The organism is Pseudomonas sp. CFBP 5748 (genome assembly GCF_053850495.1).
In genome coordinates, this window is record NZ_JBSPTN010000001.1 from 144002 (window position 1) to 164897 (window position 20896).

Consider the following 20896-nt stretch of genomic DNA (forward strand, 5'->3'; position numbering starts at 1 on the left):
CACTATTTTGATGTCACTTTTCTCGAGGGATCGAACATGTCCTCACCCGCCTTTTGGGCGAGGTTGTGCGTGGCTTTGCTGTGCCTTTCTCCACTGACCCTGGCTCACGCCGCCCCCACGCCTGGCGACACGGACCTGATCCGCGAGCGCCAGAACCGTTTGCTCGAAGAGCAGCGTCGGCGTCTGGAAGAGCTCAAGGACCTGCCTGGCAAGGAGGCGAAGCCGAGCCTGCCGACAGCACCTGTCGATACCCGTTGCTTTCCCATCAAGACCATCGAACTCAAAGGCGCCGACAGTCTTTCCGCCAGCGAGCGCGAGCACCTGCTCAAGCCTTACATCGGCCAATGCCTGGGCGTGCCGCAGCTCAACGAGTTGCTCAAAGTCATTACCGACCACTACATCGAAAAGGGGCTGGTCACCAGTCGTGCTTATTTACCGCAGCAGGATTTGTCCGGCGGGCATCTGAGCGTGTTGGTGGTGGAAGGGCGTCTTGAAGGCCTGAAGGGCGCCGAGAACAGCCAGCTGTCGGACCGCGAGTTGGCGATGGCATTTCCCGGGGCGACCGGTGAGTTGGTCAACCTGCGGGAGATCGAGCAGATGGTCGATCAGCTCAATCGCTTGCCATCGAATCAGGCAAAGATGGAGCTGACCCCCGGCCAGAACGTCGGCGGCAGTGAAGTGCGCGTGACTAACGATCCACAAAAGCCCTGGCGTGCCGGACTGTCGCGCAGCAACGACGGCCAGCGCAGCACGGGCGAGCAACAGTGGGGTACCAGTTTTGAATGGGACAGCCCGCTGGGCCTGGCCGACCAGTTGATGCTGCGCGGCGGTCACGACGCGATGACCGACCACCAGCACACCTCGCGCAACGCCATGCTCTATTACAACCTGCCGTTTGGCTGGTGGAACGTCAGTTACACCTACAGCCAGAGCGAGTACCGCTCGCAGATCCCGGCCAACGGTTTCAACTTCAAGCAGACCGGCGACAGCCAGAACCATCAGTTGCGGGTCGAGCGGGTGATCCATCGCGACGCCCTGAGCAAGACCTCGCTCAACACCGGCCTGGCGTACCTGCGCACCAACAACTTTATCGAAGACAGCAAGTTGGCGGTGAGCAGCAATCGCCTCAGCGAAGGGCAGTTCGGCATCAACCATGGCCGGCGGGTCGGCAGTGCCTTCGTCAACCTGGACCTGGGCGTGCAGCAAGGCATCGGCGCCTTCGATGCCCAGGGCGACGACAATCCGGGCCCTGGCCAGGCCGACGCCCGTTATCGCAAATACACCGCCACCGCCAGCTACCTGCAACCGTTCCAGGTGTGGGGTGAATCCTTCAGTTTCAGCAGCCTGATGACCGGCCAACGCAGCGAGGACGTGTTGTTCAGTCCGCAGCGCATGAGCCTGGGTGGTCAGTCGTCGATTCGCGGCTACAAGGACCAATCGCTGTCCGGCGACAGCGGCGGCTATTGGCGCAACGACCTGCGCTGGAGCCGCCCGGTGACGCTGGAATGGCTACGCCCGGTGTTCGCCGAATACGGCAGCAGCCTTGGTTATGACCAGGGCGTGATTCGTGGTGATCGCTACAACGGCGATGAGCACGGGCGCATGTCGAGTAACTCGGTGGAGTTGTTCGCCCGCGGCCAACACCTGACCGCCAGCGTCACCTTCGCCCACTCCCTGGAACGTCCGGATGCCCTGACCGAGCGCGAAGCGCCGATCTACTTCCGCGTCGATGTACTCCTTTAAATCCTGCTGCAACGAGACTTGATCATGGACGACCGCCAACACGCCCGCCTGCATTCTGCTGTCCTGCAACCTCGCGAGCAATTCTGGGGCATGCCCAAGCGTGGCCTGGCGTTCCTGTTGGCCAACGTCATGTTCTGGCAACCACTGTGGGCCCAGGCTGAAGGCATTGTGGTCAGCGCACCCGGCACCGGTCTGGACCGGGCGGGCAACGGCGTGCCCATCGTCAACATCGCCCGGCCCAACGGCAGCGGTCTGTCCCACAACCAGTTCAAGGACTACAACGTCGGCAGCAACGGCGTGATCCTCAACAACGCCACGTCCCGCACCCAGTCCACGCAATTGGGTGGGATCATCCTTGGCAACCCGAACCTCAACGGCGCGGCCGCGACCACCATCCTCAACGAAGTCAACGGTGGCAACCCCAGCCAGCTGCGCGGCTACACCGAAGTGGCGGGGCAATCGGCCCACGTCATCGTCGCCAACCCCTACGGCATCACCTGCAATGGCTGCGGTTTTATCAACAGCCCGAAGGTGACCTTGAGCACCGGCAAACCGGTGGTGGAAAACGGCCAGTTGAACCGCTACCAAGTGGACCAGGGCAGCGTCGCCATCGAAGGCGCGGGCCTCAACGCCAACAACGTCGACCACTTCGAAATCATCACCCGCAGCGCCAAGATCAACGCCGAGATCCAGGCCAAGAACCTGACCATCGTCGCCGGGCGCAACGACGTCAATGCCGACACTTTGAACGCCACCGCCCGCGCCGACGACGGCAGTGCGAAACCGGAACTGGCCATCGACTCCTCGGCCTTGGGGGGGATGTACGCAGGCGCCATCAAACTGGTGGGCACCGAGGCCGGCGTCGGGGTGAAGCTGGACGGCAAGTTGATTGCCAGCGGCGGTGATATCCAGCTCGATGCCAATGGTCACTTGAGCCTGGCCGAAACTTCGGCCAGCGGCGCGGTCAACGTCAAGGCCGTCAGTCTCGATGCTCAGGGAGCGGTCTACGCAGGTACCACGCTGAACGCCCAGACACAGCTCGGATCTTATCGCCAAGGGCTTTAGCGTACTCAAGGATGAACGGATCTCAGAGGATGGTGATTTTACGCGTGCTTTTGTGTTCACTACCAATCCTGGAGATGTGGTCTCCTGCGCTACGTCACCAAACGGATATTGTGTTGCCACCGACAAGTCGATCACAACGGATCAAGGTGAGGAGTGGATTCTGCAACCTGCTTCGTTTGAACAGGCGACAGGAGGAAAGGCAAGGAATGAGTTAAATGAGGCGGCTGTAAAGGCTCAGCTTCAGGGGCTTTCCAATGAGCTGTTCACGGCTGGTTGTGGTGGGGCTGGCCCGGCCGGTGCAGGGTGCTCATTTTATATGTTCGCAGGAGGCTCGAATCCTGTTACGGGGGAGGCGGCCACAGGTAGCGAGCGGGTGGTATGGGGTATACAGAGCTTATTGAGTGCGTGGGGGGTGTTCGGTTCTGTTTACACTGGTGGAATAAAGGCGACAGCAGATATTCCGTTAAAACTTGGCGAAACAAAAGTTATTGATGGAGTCAGTGAAGTTCGTGTGGGGAGGTGGATGTCTCCTACCGAGTTGGCACAAATGAAAGATACGGGTAGAGTAGTGCAAGGTGGTGGAGGGCAAACCTTTATTTCTATTAATGGTGCTCTGGATTTTAAAGGTGCTGCGTCGAAGGGAGCGGTATATGTTGAATTTGATGTGCCAAGTAATTCTTTGTTGCAAGGTGGGAAAGAGGGTTGGCTTAAAATGATTGGTCCGGATGCAAGCAAGTCTCAACAGTTTCTGCTTAATAAACAAGGGGGGCAGCACCTTCCCGAAGTAAAAAATATTCTAATCATAGACAGGAAGTAAGGTGTTTATGGACGGTTCTTGGTTTGATGAGTTTATAAAGCCTAGGCTGGGTGGGTATTCATTTGAGTACTCAATATTTGTTAATGGTGACTTTGGTGATCTTGAGAGGATAGAGCTGGAAGGTTTAGATAAATTAGGAACGGTAGAGTTTTGGTCCAAAGGTTGGGTGGGGTTAGATGTGTATGACTGTGCTTGTGACGGGCAGATTATGAATGTATTGCTTTCGCCTGAGGAGAAGGACTCCGTTTTGCAAGAGTTTGAAAGATTTATTGGGGTGTTAATGCAGAGTGGTTAGGGAGTAAGGCAATCGCCACATTGACTCTGATGGTGATTAATGATGTTGAGCTTTGCATAGCAGTGGGGGAAAAGGAAAAAACGGGGACAGACCCTGAGGAATCCCCGAATTTTCTTACACAAAATCAAGAACCCTGTCCGGGCAAATATGGTAACGCATTCGGCGGAATATCGTTGGTGAGTTATCGTGCTAATGCACAATCAGAATCCTCGTGTTTTACTACCCCGCATGCTCAGTACCTGTCGCTTGGAGGGCCAAATATATCGACTGCAGAAGCTTACAGAGAGCTTTTTAGAAACGATTTGGGAGTAGGGGGGGGACCAAATTCGGGCCGCGACCAATGGTAACTATGTGCTTGGTGGCTCGCGATTTGCTATTGAAATTGAAGCGATGATTGGACGACGAGCTCAGCGAGGCCGCCCGGGGCGTCCGCGAAAGCGATCATTGCACGTTCTCTGTTCCCGTTTCCCCGGCTTCCCCTCACTGATGGAAGGATTTATGGCTAAAAATAATCTGTCGAACAGTTTGTTGCGCAAGAACTGACCCTTATATTCGTGATATCTTAAGAGAGGCTCTTCAGCAAAGAGCGAATTCTGAAGAAGTTTTGATTCGGTAATTTGAGTTTAATTGTTTTGATGTTGTGTTTGATTTTTCTAAGGGGGCAGTAACTGTTCAGGATATCCTCCGTTCAGGGGTGGAAAGTAGTGTGGAGATGTCCACTTCAGATTTTGTTTGTCTTTGCGGGTTGAGTGAGCTTTGAATGATTCATCTAAATGCTCGTCCGTATTAGCGCTTTGATGTGTGGTATGAATAAAATTGATTCCTGAACGTGAAATGGGAGCGGGAAATGTTTTATTTTTAATTGATTGTTGTTGATGTTCTTTGGGGTTTTTCAGGGGGGCGGGAACAGACTATGATGAGGGGAGTTGACTGGTAGCGGGCTAGTCATTTGACAGTGTTCTCTCCTCCGAATTTTCAGGCTGGTGATTGATATGGCTGTATATGATTTGTACGGTATCAAAGGGATAACTATTATTGAGGCGAAATTATGCATAGAAAGAAGTTTGATGTTTTCCTTTGAGGAGAGAGATAGTACGTATCAGGGGGGGTATTATCGTTTTGGTAGTATTGGAGTCGAGGAGTTTGTTCTGAAACTTAATGTTGATCCTTTTGATGGGGAGGCGGTTGAACAGAAATTTCCTGAATATCCAGTTTTGCTGTATGTAAATATGACCAATCGCTCCGAGGAAATTGGTGGTCTCTTAAGTGAAGAGTTCTGTTTGCTTAGGCATGAGGTCTACGATTAGTTTAAGAGGTTAGGTGGTGGGTTTTCCTCGTTGGTGGAGGGGAGGACGGCTAACATGTGGGAAAAATCATAATGGAAGGGGATATTTTTCTATGTCAAGATCCTTGGTCTTTAAGTGTGAAGTATAAATTATTAATGCCGGTTAATTAGGATGAGGAATTCAGGTTTTATTGTTTGCGATCGGTGCGGAGCGGAGTTAAAAACTCTCGAAGACGCTAGCGCGCAAGGGTTGATGTGTGCTAGGTGCGGCTGGTCGGTAGTGACGACACATATTCCTGATATTAAGTTTGATGAAACTAGGTATGAGGTTAGCTGTAGCGGTGACTATAAAAATGAGGTCCATATTAGAGCTGTGTCTAAGGTGGTGGGTTGTAATTTTTTAATGGCTAGGAAGGCGCTAAAACATGGCCGTTCTCTCGTGTTTGTCGGACAGGCAGAGGAGGTTTTGCGAGTTCGAAATAAGCTTGTTTCGGCTGGACTTGTCTGCACCATTTCACCTGATTTTAATTGGGGATAGATGGGGGTCTTGGGGGTATATGTTTTGGTCTGAAATAACGTGACTTAGATAAGGTAATTGTTTTTAGAGAGTAGGAGATATGTCTCCGTTCTCCTAGGTTGGCTCGTCGAACAGCTATGAAATCATCTGATCATGCGAATGGAGTGGTTATGAGTAAACTTTCACTGATGGTGTTGACCCTGATCCTGACGTTGCCAGGTTGTAAGTCCAACGTCAGAGACTCTTCCCCCACCGTGCTCAACGACGGCATCCAACTGCACCAAAACAAAGTGACCGTTGATACTCATCACGCCAAGATCATCATGAAAGCGTCGGGTGCCACCTATCCGGTGGAGTTCTCGATCAGACGCGCAACCGATCCTGACCAACGCATGGATGTACAGGGAACCGTAGTGGATACCGGTCGGGGTAAGGTGTTTGGCTGGATTGCCAAGGTCAACGAAACGGTCCACAGCGCTACCTTGAAACACTTCCCGCAATTGGAAGTACAAGCTGACCCTGATCAGCCGTTTGAGGTGTCGGGTTACGCCAGCGGCGAGAGCATCGGGACTGGGTACCGCTGTGGTCCGATCAGAAGCACTTTTACACCGGAGCGAAGCAAGGTTTATCTGGTGGAGTTTCAGTTTGTGGGGGATCGTTGTGAACAGCATGTCTACGATGTCACCCAGCCACAGGAACGTATTCCTGTCGCAAGTTTGCCTTAGCACCTGAATCGAATGGAGAGGGCGATCCAAGATCGTTCATTTCCATTTGTTCCGCAGCTTGTGCCCGCAACTGTCTCCCGATCACATCGCACCCGTCGCGCAGCGTTTTGGTGGTGGAATGGTTAACGAGCTCTCGTAGGAATCGACGGAGCGAAATTTCCCCATTGACTTGCAGGACATTTCCTAGAAAATTCCAGTCCCTTGCGCCTGCTGATTCTGGTGCCTAGTCTTTGTCCACCGCTGCCAATTCAGCGGTCGGGTTTAGTCGCTCGGTATCTCGTTAGGCGCAAGGTCTCCTTGAAGTCAGGCTACGATTTTCTCGCTGATTTTATGGTGGCTGTGCGCAGGGCACTTTCGGGTGCGCCGGTTTCCTAACGTCCCGGTCGACTAACCTGCGCACAGCCGCCACCCCACTTCGTTTAGTCGCGAACAGTGGCGGATCCGACTGACGTTAGGAGGTCCATATGGACAAACTCATCCCAGACCCACCCGTTCCACCGCTGCACCTGGACATCGCAGCCGACGCCAATGCCGAACGTGTCATCGATTCCTATCTGAACCCCAAACCCGCCCAGCCTGACAAGAAGCCACCTCCGGACCAGTTGTTCACCGTCGTGGAGGGCGTCGATGCTGAAAGCCTGTTGGCCAACCTCAGCGAAACTTTGGCCTCCGCCAATGCCATGGCCAGTGATTTGGCGTTCGATCTGGAGGATTCTCGACGGCATGTTGCACTAGGGCTGCAACAACTGATTGAACTAGGTCTGCTGTTGGCAAATCGGGCGTTGGATGTAATCGACCCTAGATAGGCATTCGTGACTGATGTGGGATAGACCACAATTTCTCCAAGATAAAGTGGCAATGCTACTTCGATAAATCGTGGTCTGTTCCCGCCTGAGAGCGCTGCCAGCGCCCCAGTGGTCTCAGCAATGTCAGCGCGAGTGGCCTCAATGTCAGTGCGCCCGTCGAAAGCGGCGGCCACTCCACGCCAATGCCGGCCCACAACAGCGGTCCTGTCACCGTCACCCAAGTGGGCGCTGTCAATGTTGATGGCGCCAGCCCGACCCCAGCCACCAACCTCGTCCCGTTGGCCGGCAATGTGGTCACCACGCCAGTCGCCAGCCAGACCGTCACGCGGGTCCAGGGCCTGCCGGACACCTCGTTCAAAACCAACCCACAGAAATACCTCATCGAAACCAACCCGGTGCTCACGGACCTCAAGCCGTTCATGAGCTCGGACTACCTGCTGGAAAAGCTCGGCTACGACCCCGACCAAAGCGCCAAGCGCCTGGGCGATGGTTTTTACGAGCAAACCCTGATCCAGCAAGCCGTGGTCGCCCGCACCGGCCAGGCATTCATCAGTGGACTGACCTCCAACGAGGATCAGTTCCGGTACCTGATGAACAACGCCATCGCCAGCAAGAACGCCCTTGACCTGACTGTCGGGGTCTCGCTCTCCTCCGAACAAGTCGCGGCGCTGACCCACGATATCGTCTGGATGGAAAGCGCCGAGGTGAATGGCGAACAAGTCTTGGTGCCCGTGCTGTACCTGGCCAACGCCAACAACCGCCTCGCGCCAAATGGGGCGCTGATTCAAGGCAACAACCTCAGCCTCATCGCCGGTAAAAACCTGGACAACGTCGGTACGCTGAAGGCGACCAGCAATTTGTCGGCTTCAGCGGGCGAGAACCTGGTCAACAGCGGCCTGATGCAAGCCGGTGAGCGTCTTGACCTGCTGGCCGGAAACAATGTCATCAACAAGGCGGGTGGCATCATCACCGGTCGGGATGTCTCGGTCACCGCGCTGATGGGGGATGTGGTCAACGAGCGCACGGTGACCTCGTCGCAAGTTGCCTACGGCCAGGTTCAGGATCGCAAGGATTTTGCCGACAGTGCCGCGCGCATCGAATCCGCCAACGACCTGAGCATGTCGGCGGGAGGAAACATCAACAACGTCGGCGGCGCCCTGCAGAGCGGGCGTGACCTGCTCTTGAATGCCGGAAACGACATCAACATCGTCGCTGCGCAAACCGTCGACAACCTGATACGCGACGTCAACCGCAACAGCAGCACCATCACTCAGTACGGCGCCAGCGTCAGCGCCGGGCGGGATGTATCGGCGGTGGCCGGCCGTGACCTCAATGTCGTTGCCAGCCAGATCGATGCCAAGCGCGACATCGACATGACCGCGACCGAGAACGTCACCATCAGCTCGGCAGCGGATGAAGAGCACTTCTTGTACAAGAGCAAGAAGCTCACCGTTCAGGAGGACCATGTCCGTCAAGTCAAGGCCAGCATTACCGCAGGCGGCGATGTTGCCTTGGAGGCGGGCAAGAACCTGATGATGGTCTCCAGCCGGATTACGGCGGGTGATGAAGCCTATCTGGTGGCGGGTGAAAACCTGGGATTGCTGGCGGCACAAGACAGCGATTATTCGCTGTATGACGAGAAGAAGAAGGGGGGTTGGGGGAGTAAGAAGACTCAGCGTGATGAAGTGACCGATGTGAAGAACATTGGGAGTGAGATCACCACTGGGGGCGACTTGGTCATCAAGAGTGGCGACGATCAGCGCTACCAGGTTGCGAAGCTCGACAGCGGCAAGGGCATCACGCTGGACAGTGGCGGCTCGATTACCTTCGAAGCCGTGAAGGATATGCATAAAGAGGATCATGCAAAAAGCAAAAGCAGCATGGCCTGGAGTTCAATGTCGGGCAAGGGCAGTACCGACGAAACCTTGCGCCAAACGCAGATGGTTGCTGCGGGTGCCATTACGATCAAAGCCGTCGATGGGCTGAACATCGACATCAAGCAAGTCAACCAGGAGACCGTCCACCAATCGATCAAAGCCATGGTCGATGCGGACCCGCAACTGGCTTGGTTGGCCGAAGCCGAGAAACGCGGTGATGTGGATTGGCGCAAGGTCAAGGAAGTCCACGACTCTTATAAGTACAGCCACTCCGGCATGGGACCGGCTGTGCAGATGATCATTGCGATCCTCGTGGTGTACTTCACCGCAGGTGCCGCCAGCGGTCTGATCGGCACTATGGCTGGGAGCACCGCAGCTGCTGGTTCAGGTACCGCCTTTGCAGCAGCCGGAACAGCCACCGCATCGGCAGTAGCCGGCGGCGCTGCAGCCGGGTCAACAGTGGCTGCCGGTTGGGCGAACGTGGCGCTCACGGCTATCGCAACGGGCGCTGCGAGCAACGCCACCATCAGCTTTATCAATAACGGCGGAAACCTGGGCGCCGTATTTAAGGATGTAACTTCTTCGGATGCCTTGCGCGGTTATGTGGTGTCGGGGGTTACGGCGGGATTGACGGCCAGCATCTTCGACAAGATGACCAGTACCACCACCACTGTGGAGGGCGCCTTGCCTAACGCAGGCAAGGTAATTGCCGAAGGCGGCTTAGGGAGTCTGGAAGGAATCGGTCGGTTCGGCGCTAACCAACTGCTGCAGAACGGTACGTCAACCTTATTGGACCGAGCGCTTGGTGGTGACAGCCAGTTCGATAACGCCCTGCGTAGCAGTTTGGCGAATACCTTTGCTGCGGCGGGATTCAATCTCGTTGGGGATCTTGGCAAGAAATTCGATTTGAAAGAAGGGGGGCTGGCCAAGGTTGGCTTGCACGCGGTCATGGGCGGACTGGCCGCTGAGGCGGCTGGCGGTGATTTCAAAACCGGCGCGCTGGCTGCGGGTGCCAACGAGTTGTTGATTGATAGCTTGGCCGAGCAGTACACCAAGATGACCTTGGAGCAGAAGAACAGACTTCTGGTGATGAACTCCCAAATAGTAGGCGTACTTGCAGCCGCTGCGCAGGGAGGGGATGCAAAGAGCCTTCAGACCGGGTCATGGGTGGCGGGCAGTGCGACTTCCTATAATCGGCTGTTGCATTCGTCGGAGAAGAAAGCGCTTGCTGATGAGGCCAAGGCTCTTGAAAAGAAGGGCAAGCCTCAGTCGGATATGTCTTGGGAAGAAGTACTGCTTCTTGCTGCCAATGCTCAAGTTGACGCTACCGAAAACGCGCGGTTGCAGGCACTTGTGAAGAGCTTCCCCCCGGGCAACCCTGAAGGTCAGCACCTTGCGCAAGACTTGTTAACGGCGACCAAAAGCATCCAAGGTTTGGCATCTCAGAACACTGTGCTTACCTGGAGCAACGGGCGTACCATCGTTGCCAATGGGGCTGAAGTGCATGCGTTTCAGGCGACGACGACTCAGTTCGTTGACCCCACCTTGTTCAATACCGCTTCCCAATGGTCCAGCAACAGCAACTGGGCCAATGACCCTGAGATCGTTCCCACGGCTTGGAGGGAGCAATTCGGTGGAGACGCCGTCACTTACCTGAGGGAAATCGCTGGAGTTTCCAGCAGCAGGGACGAGTTCAACGACTTGGTGCAAAGGGTTTCAACCATCGTTGGCGGTGGGATCGAAAGCGTCACCTGGGATTTGGATGCTGCGCTTGCGGCTACGGGCGCGCCTGCGGTATTAAGGGCGTTGCTGGCTAGGCGGCTTGCTGCGGCAGGTGTAGTTGATGCTGGTGTAATTGGTACTACGCCACGGTTACCACTGTCTGGGCCTACTGAGAATTGGAAAACCTTCGTTAACGCAGAAAAGCAGATCCAACTGGACGCAGCTGCTAGCCAGCGCGTAGATCAAGTTATCAATGAAACGTTATCGGGTAAGAAAAATTTCACGAGCTCTATGACGCTAACAACCGATGAGGCACTATCAGCAGGACAGCAATATCTGGGTTCTGGGTATAGGGAAATCGGTAAGCCTGGTTCTGGTGTGTTCCATAGCGCGGATGGTACAAGAGAATTCCGTATCGATTCAGGATCTATATCAGGAGCACACGCTCCAGGAGTTCCGCACGTGCATTTTGGAGTTAAAAATCCTGTGACTGGAAGTTATATATCTAATAATCATGTTCCCTACGTGGATTAGGATGTAATTATGCCTATAATTCGAAAGGGTGTAGTTGTTAGTGGTGAGTATCTAGGTTGGAAAATATTTGTTGATGATGATCGCGATGGAGGCACCGGTGGGTATTATTTATTCTTGGAAAAAAATGAAGGTGAAGGATTCGACTATTGGTTTGAGCATGAAACGGGACTTCAAGCCCAATTAGTCGATTTTGATGTTGAGTGGATGGCCTCATCCTCCTGAAAAGTGGATTGGAAGGTGTAAACCTTATTCAGTACGGGTTAAAAAGGGGACGAATTTTGGGTAATGGGGACAGCCCACGTTATCTGTGCAGTATCTTAGATAGAAATGTGGTCTGTCCCTGTGTGCCCAACTAGAAATGGAATCTCCGTTGTGGCTATTCGCGATCCGCATGGGTCACAATATTTTAAAAGAAAAAGGGGACAGATTTATTTTTTGATTCTTTGCTACGCTGAAAGCTTCCACGGAGGAGGAATCAAATATGCCCAGGATGGGACGTATTGTTTTACCGAATTACCCACACCATATCGTACAACGCGGTCATAACCGTCAGGTGGTGTTTGCCGTCGCCGAGGATTATCAACGCTACCTCACGGACCTGCGTGAACTTAAGGATGCATTTGGCGTAAAGGTCTACGCCTATTGCCTGATGACCAATCATGTTCATTTGTTGCTGGCTCCGGGGGAGTCGGTCGCTGGGTTGGGGCAGTTGATGAAGGCTCTGGCGGCACGTGCGACGCGCTACCGCAATCGGTTGGAGGGGCGTTCAGGCACTTTATGGGAAAGCCGTTACAAATCCAGTGTGGTGCAGTCGGATTCTTACTTGCTTGCCTGTTGCCGTTACATCGAGCTGAATCCTGTACGGGCTCGTATGGTGGCTGATGCTGCGGATTACCCATGGTCGAGCTATCGAGCCCGGGTAGGTAATGTGCCAGACGGCCATTGGCTGGATGCTGATCCATGCTTTGTTGCTCTGGGTAATACAACTGCGGAGCGTTGTCGTCGGTATGAGACGTTCGTACGCCAAGCCGTTCCAACGGATGAGATCAGATTGATTCGCGATGCTTTGCAACGAGGTCAGTTAACGGGGACGAGCCATTTTATGGACAAGGTGGAGCGGATTGTTGGTGTACGAATAGAGCAACGAGGGCAGGGTAGGCCAAGGATTGATTTGGAAAAATAAATCTGTCCCCTTTTTACTTTAAACATTTAATAAAGTAGGTGGTTTATGTTTGATAAGCAGGTGTACGATTTGACTGCGCGAGATATCGAAGAGCATGGTGTTTGGTATTTCCCTATGGATGAGACCGTCCAGAACGAGCTAACTGTACGTCCTGTATTTTCTAGGGAACTGATTGATATAGGATTTCAAATTCTTGTCAGGGCTTGGTTTCAAACCTGTTGCGGTGTCAGATATATAGGGTATATTTATTGGGGTAATAGTTCGGCCATTGGTCATCTGCAACCTGTCATGTTTGTCAGTGTGGATCAGTGCATTAATTTTTGGAATGGGATGAGTGAGCCGATATGGGAAAACTATTCTCCAGAGCTGCAAGTGATTCGTTCGGATTTTCCCATTTCATTTTCTTCGGAGAGTGTCTTTGATTTACCTGTTGTTACAGGAATTTTGCAAGGGTTGTACAGCCTGAAGGATGGTCAGGTGACAGTATCTACATAAGTAACTAGGGGGGCAGATTTGAATGGCACTTACTTAACGGCTAACTAGCTGATATGTCTGAAAAAAAGGCTGACCTTGGTCTACGGTTCTTCAGGGGTAGACCACATATCTGTGTAGATTGTTTGTACCCAAGAGATCCCGATCTGCGAAAGAAAAAGGGGACAGATTTATTTTTTGATTCTTTGCTACGCTGAAAGCTTCCACGGAGGAGGAATCAAATATGCCCAGGATGGGACGTATTGTTATAGCGAATTACCCACACCATATTCGTACAACGCGGTCATAACCGTCAGGTGGTGTTTGCTGTCGCTGAGGATTATCAACGCTACCTCACGGATCTGCGTGAGCTTAAGGATGCATTTGGCGTAAAGGTCTACGCCTATTGCCTGATGACCAATCATGTTCATCTGTTGCTGGCTCCGGGGGAGTCGGTCGCTGGGTTGGGGCAGTTGATGAAGGCTCTGGCGGCACGTGCGACGCGCTACCGCAATCGGTTGGAGGGGCGTTCAGGCACTTTATGGGAAAGCCGTTACAAATCCAGTGTGGTGCAGTCGGATTCTTATTTGCTTGCCTGTTGCCGTTACATCGAACTGAATCCTGTACGGGCTCGTATGGTGGCTGATGCTGCGGATTACCCATGGTCGAGCTATCGAGCCCGGGTAGGTAATGTGCCAGACGGCCATTGGCTGGATGCTGATCCATGCTTTGTTGCTCTGGGTAATACAACTGCGGAGCGTTGTCGTCGGTATGAGACGTTCGTACGCCAAGCCGTTCCAACGGATGAGATCAGATTGATTCGCGATGCTTTGCAACGAGGTCAGTTAACGGGGACGAGCCGTTTTGTGGACAAGGTGGAGCGGATTGTTGGTGTACGAATAGAGCAACGAGGGCAGGGTAGGCCAAGGATTGATTTGGAAAAATAAATCTGTCCCCTTTTTCTATGTCCCCTTTTTCTAGCGGGAAAGTTGTATTTCTAGAGACTGGAAACTCAAAAGCTGGGTTGCAACATATTATTGAGGAGCATGGAAGTCAGCTCGCTCAGATGGGGGGGGCGGAGGCTCAGATCCCGGGAGTCGTAATGAGAGCAGTTTCTGAGGGTAAACTCGTTGGTTATCAAGGCAATGGAGCTGGACGTCCGATTTATGAGTTAAATATTGATGGGCAAACGCAACGAATAGCTGTAACTGTTAGTGATAATGGCTTCGTGGTCGGTGCAAATCCAAGGGGGAGTGTTAAGTGAAATATATAAAACTGATGGCGGATTATCAGTGCTTTCCTGTTTGGAATATGTTGCCTGGTGATTATCGGGATATGGATCCTTGTGAACTCCCTATCTCTAAAGAGCTTCAGGTGAGAATATTAAAATGGGCCGCCATTTATGATGAGACGTTGGATGCTGATTATCCACCAAGCTCCGGGTTTAAGAGTGAGGAGTTGGAGCGTGAGTTTAGGCGAGAGGGGGAGCGGTTAGTCATGATGTTGAGAGAAGAACTGGGGGCGGATTTCTCTGTTGTGCTTAAAGTTTAAAGTTTAAAGTGGGGTGGGGATAGACCATGTTATCAAATAAAAAAAGAAAATGGGAAAAGGGGACAGATTTGAATGGCACTTACTTAACATGTTTGGCGTGCCCATTTTAGCAGTCCCCTTTTAGCACCTTTTCGGTTCCAAAGTGATGGAGGGGCTATGGTCAACAACGATTTGGTTGAGCGGTTTATCGTTCAAGAATTAGGTCCTCATGTTCGTAAGATTTTAAGGGAGGCTCTTCAGCAAAGAGCTGACTCCGATAAGGTTCTAGCTAGGCAGTGTGAATTTAATTGCTTTGATATTGAATTTGATTTTTTAAAAGGTGTGGTTGTCGTTCAAGAAGTTCTTGGCTCAGGGGACGAGAGTAGTGTGGAAATTCCGATTTCAGATTTTGTTATTCTCTGTGGTCTGAATGAGCGTTAAGGGGCTGTGCGCTATTAATAATGTGCCTCTTGGCGCGTGCGACCACTTCCATTGCTTTGGCGATATAGTTTGCATCACCGGTTTCCAGGGCATCTCTCATAGGTTCCTCAATGGCCTCTGGAGTGCTGAGGTATTCCGCGGGGTCAAACTCTGTAAAAGTCTCAATCATTTTGTACTTTCCACGTTTGTGAAAACGGGCGACCGAGAGGTCGCCGTTTTCATTATTCTGCAGCCTGTGCCCGCAACCGCCTTCCAATCACGTCCATCACATCACACCCATCGCGCAACGCTATCGTCAGCATCTTGCAAAAGTCTGAAAGCACCACCGTATCGGAGCTGATATCCGAACGGAACGCGATATTTTCCAGTAACTGGGTCACCGTGCGGATGCGGTAGTCGGCGGTTTCGAAGAGGACGTCCAGCGGAGCTTCGGTATCGATGAGCAACGTTGCGGGGACGCAGTCGATGCCAGTGATGGGCATGTAACGATTCATTTTGAAGATCTCTGTTTGATGGGCTGAAAGCCATCACTCAGTCGTCGCCAAACGATTGGGTGGTAGCTGTGCGCAGGTTGGCGAACCGGTTACAGAGAAAACCGGCAGATCCGAAGATCTCCCGCGCACAGCCGCCGTGGAATATAGCGGCTTTGCGGGTGCGTCGGTACCTGCAATCAGCCGGTAGCTTTCGCATTCTCTGTAATCGAGTCGCCAAACCCGAATCGCCTTTTTGGGCGACGAGGGACTATAGGCTGGCCCCCTCCAGTGCCACAAGACTCCGCTTTCCGAGCTTCATGTAGGACGTTTGGCCTGGGATTTGTCGGCTTAAAGCAGGCGCCTGCTGCGCAGTCGAGCGGGAGCAAGCTCCCTCGCCACGGGGACCGCGCTTGACTGGGCCTGTGGGTGTATCAGCCATGGCAGCAGCCGTGGGGCTTGGCCTCTTCGTATTTATCGTGGTGCCGCACCCAGTCCATGATTTCGTCTTCGTTGCGGCCCTTGGGCGTCAGGTCGAGGTAGTTGTAGGTGCCGACCAGGATGTCGAGGCCTCGGGCGTAGCTGGAGTAGGTGTGGAAGATGTCGCCGGCTTCGTTGCGATAGAAGACGCTCAGGCCGGGGAGTTCGCCTTCGGTGGTGTCGGTTGTTTCGTAGTTGTAGGTGGCTTTTCCGGTGGCGGTGTCTTCGGCTTTGAAGCTGACGCCGAAGTCGTAGTTGAAGTCGCAGCCTTCGGATGAGACCCAATCGAAGGCCCAGCCCATGCGGCGTTTGAAGGGTTGGAATTCGGCGAAGGGCGCGTGGGAGACAGCCACGATGGCGACGTCGTGGTGGGCCAGGTGTTGGTTGGCGCCGTCGATGTGGTCGGACAGGAATGAGCACCCTGGGCAGCCTTCTTTCCAGCCTTCGGCGAACATGAAGTGGTAGATGATCAGTTGGCTGCGGCCGCCGAACAAGTCGGCCAGGCTCAGTTCGCCGTGGGGGCCTTGGAAGCGGTAGGGTTTTTCGATTTTTACCCAGGGCAGCGCGCGACGTTCGGCGCTGAGTTTGTCTCGTTCGCGGGTGAAGGCTTTTTCGTGGGCCAGGTGTTGGCGGCGGGCGGCGAGCCATTCTTCCCGCGAGACGACTGGATGATTCTCTACGTTCATGGTGATTTCTCCTGTGGTCAGAGCCGCGAAATCGGCCTTCAACAGTTGGTCGTTTGGCCTCGGAGCATTTCGACAGGCCGTTGGTCGGCTCAAGGTTGAGACCGCCCGGAAACCCGGCTGAACGGCGGCGCGGCGCCTCGGTCACAACCTAAGTAGGCATCTCACTCTTTGGAGGATGGACCAGGATGACGACTTATAACTGGGACTTGATCGAACGGTTGTTGCACGAAGTGCAGAACGGCGCCGGCCACAGCTTTACCCCTCGGCCTTATGCGGAGCAGTATGCGGCGGCGAAGGCGGCTGAAGGCGAGGCGATCGAGAACCTCGATCATCTGAAAACGGTTGCCGGGGAGTACGAGAAGTTGCTGCTCATGCGCGGCTATATTGAGCCGCGGCCGGAGGAAGAGGGCGGCAACGGTGAGAATTTTGTGCTGACGCCGCGGGGCTCGCGGTTGTTGAGCCTGATTGATAGCAGCATTCCGGGTAACGATCATCCGCGCCAGGTGCTGGATGAGCAGGACGATGCGCTGGATGAGTTTACGTTTGATGAGTTGGCTTCTAAGGCGCAGATTGCCTGACAGGCCTGCACTGAATCCCGTGGGAGCTGGGCTTGTGTGGGAGCAAGGCTTGCCCGCGATGCAGGCAACACGGTCTATCAGAGGGACCGAGGTGAGGCTATCGCGGGCAAGCCTTGCTCCCACACAAGCTCGCTCCCACAGGGGATGTCTGCTGGTTTTATGAGCGTGCTGCTTTCAGGCACTTCAAATCAGTGAAATCCTTCTTCACCCCGTCGATTTTCTTCAGCAGCCGTTCGCGCTGGGGCGGGGTGCTTTCGGCCATGAGGTCCACCAGCAGGCTGCGGGCCTGGGCTTCGGTTTTGCTGAAGGCTTCGCGGTAGGCGGGGGTCCAGAGGCTTTCGCGGTTGACCAGCAATTGTTCGATGCGTTTGGGGAAGTCGGGGCTGTGGCGTTGGGCTACCGCTTCGCTGAACTGGTTTTGCCAGTGGGCGCGGTTGGCGATCCATTGCTGGTTCTGGTCACCCAGGGCGGTGGACCAGGCCATCACCCGTTGGCGCTGGGCGTCGTTGAGCGGGCCGAGCCAGTCGTTCAGGCGTTTGACCATGCGTTCGCTGCGTTGCTGGATCTGCTCCTGCAACGTCGGCTTGAGGTATTGCTGCTGGCGTTTGCGCTGGTCCTTGACGAAGGCGGCGTCCATGTCATCGACCTGGTCGTCGTTCAGGCCTTGCAGCAGTTCGATGGCCGAAGGGGTGATTGCCCGGGCGGTTTCGGCGATGGCGGCCTTGGCTTCCCGGGTACGCTGCTGCAGGGCTTCGTCGGTTACCTGCTCGGTTTGCACCATGGTCTTGAGGCGATCCAGCCAGTCGAGGTAGCCGGGCAACTGGGTGGTGCAATGCCAGCTCAGGTGCTCCTCGAGGCGTTCGTTGAACCAGTCCTTTTTCTCGCCGTTGATCTCCAGGTAATCGTTGAGGGTCCAGGGGATGATCAGGTCAAGGTTGCGGTAGGCCAGGCCTATACGGCTGCAGGCGGTGAGCGTCAGCAGCAGGGCGATGAACATGGCGGTGCGGGTCAACCAGCGCGGCATGAGCGAGTCCTTGCAAAGGCGTAGGTGCTTTGTTTGAGCATGGCAGGCGCGCGGCAGTTCAGCCGATCGAATAAGTAACGCTTAGTAAAAAGGATGGGCCATCTTGAGGGTCAGCAGGCTGTCGCATTCGCTGTTGTGGCCGGAGTAGGCCGAGCAACTGCTGCCGCTGAGGCTTGAGTCGCTGTAGATCAGGTCCAGGTCGATGCCCATCCAGGGGCGGGAAATTTTCAATGACCAGTCGCTGAAACTGCCGACATAACCGTTCTCGACCGAGACCGGTGTGTTGAGCTGGTGGGTGGTGTATTTGGCGCTGATGCCAATGCCGAACGGCACATTGCCACCCAGGTCGGCAAACAGCGTGCTGTTCTGTTTGTCCGGATCGTTGCTCAGGGCGGCGCCAAAACGGCTGCCGAGTACGGTCAGGCCGCCGTAGAACGCCTGGCTGTCGAGGGTATCTACGGTGGGGTAGCTGTAGTGGATCAGGCCGACTTCGTAGCCCAGGGTCTGGTCGAAGGGTTGTTTAAAGCCTATGTAGGAATCGATTTCCAGCTCGGCGGACGAGGTCAGGCCGGCGCTGGGTGACCACTGGCCGACGTACCAGCCGCTGTCGTGACTCAGGTCCAGGCCGCCATGAAACGAACCGGTGCTCGAGGGCGTGACCAGGCCCTGGGCCATGCTGCGGCTGGGGGTGGTACCCAGTTTGAGATCGAAAGCGCCGAGTTCGCGCTGGAACACCTGCCCCTGGGCGAGGGAGCACGTCAGTAGGCTGATCGGCAGCAGAACAACAGGAATGCGCATGCTTCACTCCAGAATTAGCGAGGAGCAGGGACGGTAACTAAGCTGAAACGCTTGAGCTAGACAGGTGCAAGGATACCGGCGAATACTCGGCAGCGAAGGCCGTTCGTCGATTGATACGAAATGGGTAGAGCGGGGAAGGGTTCCAGTCCAAGCGCTTCGAAGCTCAAAGCGCTTTGGGACCAGGTGAGGCGCGGGTTACTTCTTGCCCAGGCTGATTTGCTTGGACGGGCCGAAAGTCTGGCCGCTGACGCCTTTGGCAATTTGCTGGATCTCACCGCCGGACTTGAGGAACGCAGCGATCTGGTCGTTGATCGACTCGCTGGTTTCAACGGCTGGAGCTGGCTTTGATTTGCTGTTGGATGCTTTTACGCGCATGACGGCCATTAACCTAAAGATAATTAATTGGGCCAGGTATCGTACAGGAAATACTTGACAATAGCTTGGCAAATATCCTTCTGATTTATCCGTGGCGAGTCTGGAAGAAAGGCTGGTTTATCCTGCAATTATTGCCCTAAGCCACTGTTTTAACTAACAACCGTGGGTGGGATATACCGCCGATGGCGGGCATTTCCAGCCGGTCCCTGCCTGACGAATGGCCGCACCTTGGGCGAAAACCCAGGAAAATCAACGGTTGCACCGGGCCTTTTGCCTGCGCCCACGAATCGCGCGGCAAAACCGGGTAGAATGCCGCCCACGCAATGAGGGTATTGGAAATGGCTTTAGTCGGGCGCTACAACAGTTTGCAAGTGGTTAAACACACTAACTTCGGTTTATATCTGGACGGCGGCGCGGACGGCGAAATTCTGCTGCCCAACCGTTATATCCCCAAGGATATTCCCAGCGAAGATGAAGACTGGCTCAATGTTTTTATTTATCTGGACAGCGACGACAAACTGATCGCCACCACCGAAAAACCAAAAGTGCAGGTCGGTGAGTTCGCCAGCCTGAAAGTGGTTGAGGTCAACAGCATCGGCGTGTTCCTGGACTGGGGCCTGCCCAAGGATCTGCTGCTGCCGTATTCCGAAGAAAAGCGCCAGATGAGCGCCGGCGAGTACTGCGTGGTGCACGTCTACCTCGACAAGCACACCCGGCGCATCACCGCCACGGCGCGCCTGGATCGTTATCTGGACAAGACACCGGCCACCTACACGCCGGGGCAGGAAGTTGATTTGCTGGTTGCCGAAGCCACCGACATGGGTTTCAAGGCGATTATCAACAACAAGCACTGGGGCCTGATTCACAAGAACGAAATCTTCAAGTTCATGCGCGCCGGTAAACAGGAAAAAGGTTTCATCAAGGAAATCCGTCCGGACGGCAAGATCAGCCTGAGCCTGCAGCCAGTGGGCCAGGAAGCCGCCACCAGCCTGAACGCCAAGATCCTCGCCAAGTTGCGTGAGAACAACGGCACCCTGCCGGTCAGCGACAAGAGCGACCCGGTGTTGATCAGCAGCCTGTTTGGCGTGAGCAAGGGCAACTTCAAAAAAGCCATTGGTGCGCTGTACAAGAATGGGCAGATTGTCATTCATGCTGATCGCATTGAATTGAGCTAACTGCACGCAACCCCCGTGGCGAGGGAGCTTGCTCCCGCTTGAGTTCACCGGGTTTGGGGCTGCTTCGCAGCCCAGCGGGAGCAAGCTCCCTCGCCACAGATTAACCCTCTCTGTATACAAAATCCTGCACCTTTAGCATGCACCCGCGCCCTGTTCGTGGGCGCATGCCTGCTCTTGCTCGGCTTTAACCCCCGCTGCACACCACGGGTTGTCTCAACTTTCTCGCATATGGCACGCATTCTGCGTAGCAACGCGTATACAAACCATGCCGGCTCCCGTGCGCAGTATGGTGAGCAGGT

19 protein-coding genes and 3 pseudogenes are annotated in these 20896 nt (G+C 54.4%); 16 read left to right on the top strand and 6 right to left on the bottom strand.

The annotated features are described in order from the left end of the window. Positions 1 to 36: 36 nt before the first annotated feature. The 14 genes and pseudogenes from ACWNZ1_RS00725 (at position 37) to ACWNZ1_RS00790 (ending at position 15011) form a co-directional block, all read left to right on the top strand. The gene (locus ACWNZ1_RS00725; RefSeq protein WP_456027288.1) at positions 37 to 1743 is read left to right on the top strand and encodes a ShlB/FhaC/HecB family hemolysin secretion/activation protein; all 1707 of its coding nucleotides are present in this window, start codon (positions 37 to 39) and stop codon (positions 1741 to 1743) included. Between the two features lie 24 nt (positions 1744 to 1767). Beyond that, positions 1768 to 2781: pseudogene (locus tag ACWNZ1_RS00730) on the top strand (filamentous hemagglutinin N-terminal domain-containing protein); the annotation flags it as partial. Positions 2782 to 2860: 79 nt separating this feature from the next. Further along, entirely contained in the window at positions 2861 to 3625 is a 765-nt protein-coding gene (locus ACWNZ1_RS00735; protein ID WP_456027289.1) for a TreTu family toxin, read from the top strand. Between the two features lie 7 nt (positions 3626 to 3632). Beyond that, the gene (locus tag ACWNZ1_RS00740; RefSeq protein ID WP_456027290.1) at positions 3633 to 3920 is read left to right on the top strand and encodes a hypothetical protein; all 288 of its coding nucleotides are present in this window, start codon (positions 3633 to 3635) and stop codon (positions 3918 to 3920) included. A 992-nt stretch (positions 3921 to 4912) separates the two neighbouring features. Then, positions 4913 to 5227, top strand: coding sequence for a hypothetical protein (locus ACWNZ1_RS00745; protein ID WP_456027291.1), 315 nt, complete (start codon positions 4913 to 4915; stop codon positions 5225 to 5227). Between the two features lie 665 nt (positions 5228 to 5892). Then, the gene (locus ACWNZ1_RS00750; protein WP_456027292.1) at positions 5893 to 6447 is read left to right on the top strand and encodes a hypothetical protein; all 555 of its coding nucleotides are present in this window, start codon (positions 5893 to 5895) and stop codon (positions 6445 to 6447) included. 464 nt (positions 6448 to 6911) lie between these two features. Next, positions 6912 to 7253, top strand: a complete 342-nt coding sequence (locus ACWNZ1_RS00755) for a DUF6124 family protein (RefSeq protein ID WP_456027293.1) — start codon at positions 6912 to 6914, stop codon at positions 7251 to 7253. A gap of 590 nt (positions 7254 to 7843) precedes the next feature. Next, positions 7844 to 11386: a DUF637 domain-containing protein gene (locus ACWNZ1_RS00760; RefSeq protein ID WP_456027443.1), complete on the top strand. Its 3543-nt coding sequence runs from the start codon at positions 7844 to 7846 to the stop codon at positions 11384 to 11386. Between the two features lie 9 nt (positions 11387 to 11395). Beyond that, on the top strand, positions 11396 to 11608 hold the full coding sequence (locus tag ACWNZ1_RS00765) for a hypothetical protein (RefSeq protein ID WP_175361040.1): 213 nt from the start codon (positions 11396 to 11398) through the stop codon (positions 11606 to 11608). 259 nt (positions 11609 to 11867) lie between these two features. Then, positions 11868 to 12569 (top strand): transposase, encoded by a 702-nt coding sequence (locus ACWNZ1_RS00770; protein WP_456027294.1) that lies wholly within the window; start codon positions 11868 to 11870, stop codon positions 12567 to 12569. A 45-nt stretch (positions 12570 to 12614) separates the two neighbouring features. Next, entirely contained in the window at positions 12615 to 13064 is a 450-nt protein-coding gene (locus ACWNZ1_RS00775; protein WP_256452352.1) for a hypothetical protein, read from the top strand. A gap of 220 nt (positions 13065 to 13284) precedes the next feature. Next, a pseudogene (locus tag ACWNZ1_RS00780) lies at positions 13285 to 13987 on the top strand (transposase). 313 nt (positions 13988 to 14300) lie between these two features. Beyond that, a complete protein-coding gene (locus tag ACWNZ1_RS00785; protein WP_265072812.1) occupies positions 14301 to 14591 on the top strand; it encodes a hypothetical protein in 291 nt (96 codons plus the stop codon). A gap of 156 nt (positions 14592 to 14747) precedes the next feature. Beyond that, a complete protein-coding gene (locus tag ACWNZ1_RS00790; protein ID WP_265072813.1) occupies positions 14748 to 15011 on the top strand; it encodes a hypothetical protein in 264 nt (87 codons plus the stop codon). Positions 15012 to 15039: 28 nt separating this feature from the next. Here the strand turns inward: ACWNZ1_RS00790 and ACWNZ1_RS00795 are convergent. The 3 genes and pseudogenes from ACWNZ1_RS00795 to ACWNZ1_RS00805 form a co-directional block, all read right to left on the bottom strand. Continuing rightward, a pseudogene (locus tag ACWNZ1_RS00795) lies at positions 15040 to 15180 on the bottom strand (addiction module antidote protein); the annotation flags it as partial. A 52-nt stretch (positions 15181 to 15232) separates the two neighbouring features. Then, positions 15233 to 15505: a hypothetical protein gene (locus ACWNZ1_RS00800; RefSeq protein ID WP_265072814.1), complete on the bottom strand. Its 273-nt coding sequence runs from the start codon at positions 15503 to 15505 to the stop codon at positions 15233 to 15235. Positions 15506 to 15915: 410 nt separating this feature from the next. After that, complete coding sequence (locus tag ACWNZ1_RS00805) at positions 15916 to 16647, bottom strand: DUF899 domain-containing protein (RefSeq protein ID WP_456027295.1); 732 nt, start codon at positions 16645 to 16647, stop codon at positions 15916 to 15918. Between the two features lie 185 nt (positions 16648 to 16832). Between ACWNZ1_RS00805 and ACWNZ1_RS00810 the strand changes: the two genes are divergently transcribed. After that, a complete protein-coding gene (locus ACWNZ1_RS00810; protein WP_046062951.1) occupies positions 16833 to 17225 on the top strand; it encodes a hypothetical protein in 393 nt (130 codons plus the stop codon). 157 nt (positions 17226 to 17382) lie between these two features. Here ACWNZ1_RS00810 and ACWNZ1_RS00815 read toward each other — a convergent pair whose 3' ends face one another. The 3 genes from ACWNZ1_RS00815 to ACWNZ1_RS00825 form a co-directional block, all read right to left on the bottom strand. After that, a complete protein-coding gene (locus ACWNZ1_RS00815; protein ID WP_456027296.1) occupies positions 17383 to 18249 on the bottom strand; it encodes a DUF6279 family lipoprotein in 867 nt (288 codons plus the stop codon). Between the two features lie 81 nt (positions 18250 to 18330). Continuing rightward, a complete protein-coding gene (locus ACWNZ1_RS00820; RefSeq protein ID WP_456027297.1) occupies positions 18331 to 19047 on the bottom strand; it encodes a TorF family putative porin in 717 nt (238 codons plus the stop codon). A 195-nt stretch (positions 19048 to 19242) separates the two neighbouring features. Next, the gene (locus ACWNZ1_RS00825; RefSeq protein ID WP_025212437.1) at positions 19243 to 19431 is read right to left on the bottom strand and encodes a hypothetical protein; all 189 of its coding nucleotides are present in this window, start codon (positions 19429 to 19431) and stop codon (positions 19243 to 19245) included. Between the two features lie 329 nt (positions 19432 to 19760). On the opposite strand from ACWNZ1_RS00825, the gene ACWNZ1_RS00830 reads away from it, so the two are divergent. Beyond that, positions 19761 to 20597, top strand: coding sequence for a CvfB family protein (locus ACWNZ1_RS00830; protein ID WP_135844247.1), 837 nt, complete (start codon positions 19761 to 19763; stop codon positions 20595 to 20597). The last annotated feature ends 299 nt before the right edge of the window (positions 20598 to 20896 follow it).

Coding starts and splice junctions, on each gene's coding strand:
- ACWNZ1_RS00800 (WP_265072814.1), bottom strand. CDS start 15,505: ATGAATCGTTACATGCCCATCACTGGCATCGACTGCGTCCCCGCAACG.
- ACWNZ1_RS00750 (WP_456027292.1), top strand. CDS start 5,893: ATGAGTAAACTTTCACTGATGGTGTTGACCCTGATCCTGACGTTGCCA.
- ACWNZ1_RS00815 (WP_456027296.1), bottom strand. CDS start 18,249: ATGCCGCGCTGGTTGACCCGCACCGCCATGTTCATCGCCCTGCTGCTG.
- ACWNZ1_RS00825 (WP_025212437.1), bottom strand. CDS start 19,431: ATGGCCGTCATGCGCGTAAAAGCATCCAACAGCAAATCAAAGCCAGCT.
- ACWNZ1_RS00820 (WP_456027297.1), bottom strand. CDS start 19,047: ATGCGCATTCCTGTTGTTCTGCTGCCGATCAGCCTACTGACGTGCTCC.
- ACWNZ1_RS00755 (WP_456027293.1), top strand. CDS start 6,912: ATGGACAAACTCATCCCAGACCCACCCGTTCCACCGCTGCACCTGGAC.
- ACWNZ1_RS00765 (WP_175361040.1), top strand. CDS start 11,396: ATGCCTATAATTCGAAAGGGTGTAGTTGTTAGTGGTGAGTATCTAGGT.
- ACWNZ1_RS00745 (WP_456027291.1), top strand. CDS start 4,913: ATGGCTGTATATGATTTGTACGGTATCAAAGGGATAACTATTATTGAG.
- ACWNZ1_RS00810 (WP_046062951.1), top strand. CDS start 16,833: ATGACGACTTATAACTGGGACTTGATCGAACGGTTGTTGCACGAAGTG.
- ACWNZ1_RS00830 (WP_135844247.1), top strand. CDS start 19,761: ATGGCTTTAGTCGGGCGCTACAACAGTTTGCAAGTGGTTAAACACACT.
- ACWNZ1_RS00770 (WP_456027294.1), top strand. CDS start 11,868: ATGCCCAGGATGGGACGTATTGTTTTACCGAATTACCCACACCATATC.
- ACWNZ1_RS00775 (WP_256452352.1), top strand. CDS start 12,615: ATGTTTGATAAGCAGGTGTACGATTTGACTGCGCGAGATATCGAAGAG.
- ACWNZ1_RS00725 (WP_456027288.1), top strand. CDS start 37: ATGTCCTCACCCGCCTTTTGGGCGAGGTTGTGCGTGGCTTTGCTGTGC.
- ACWNZ1_RS00740 (WP_456027290.1), top strand. CDS start 3,633: ATGGACGGTTCTTGGTTTGATGAGTTTATAAAGCCTAGGCTGGGTGGG.
- ACWNZ1_RS00790 (WP_265072813.1), top strand. CDS start 14,748: ATGGTCAACAACGATTTGGTTGAGCGGTTTATCGTTCAAGAATTAGGT.
- ACWNZ1_RS00805 (WP_456027295.1), bottom strand. CDS start 16,647: ATGAACGTAGAGAATCATCCAGTCGTCTCGCGGGAAGAATGGCTCGCC.
- ACWNZ1_RS00760 (WP_456027443.1), top strand. CDS start 7,844: ATGAACAACGCCATCGCCAGCAAGAACGCCCTTGACCTGACTGTCGGG.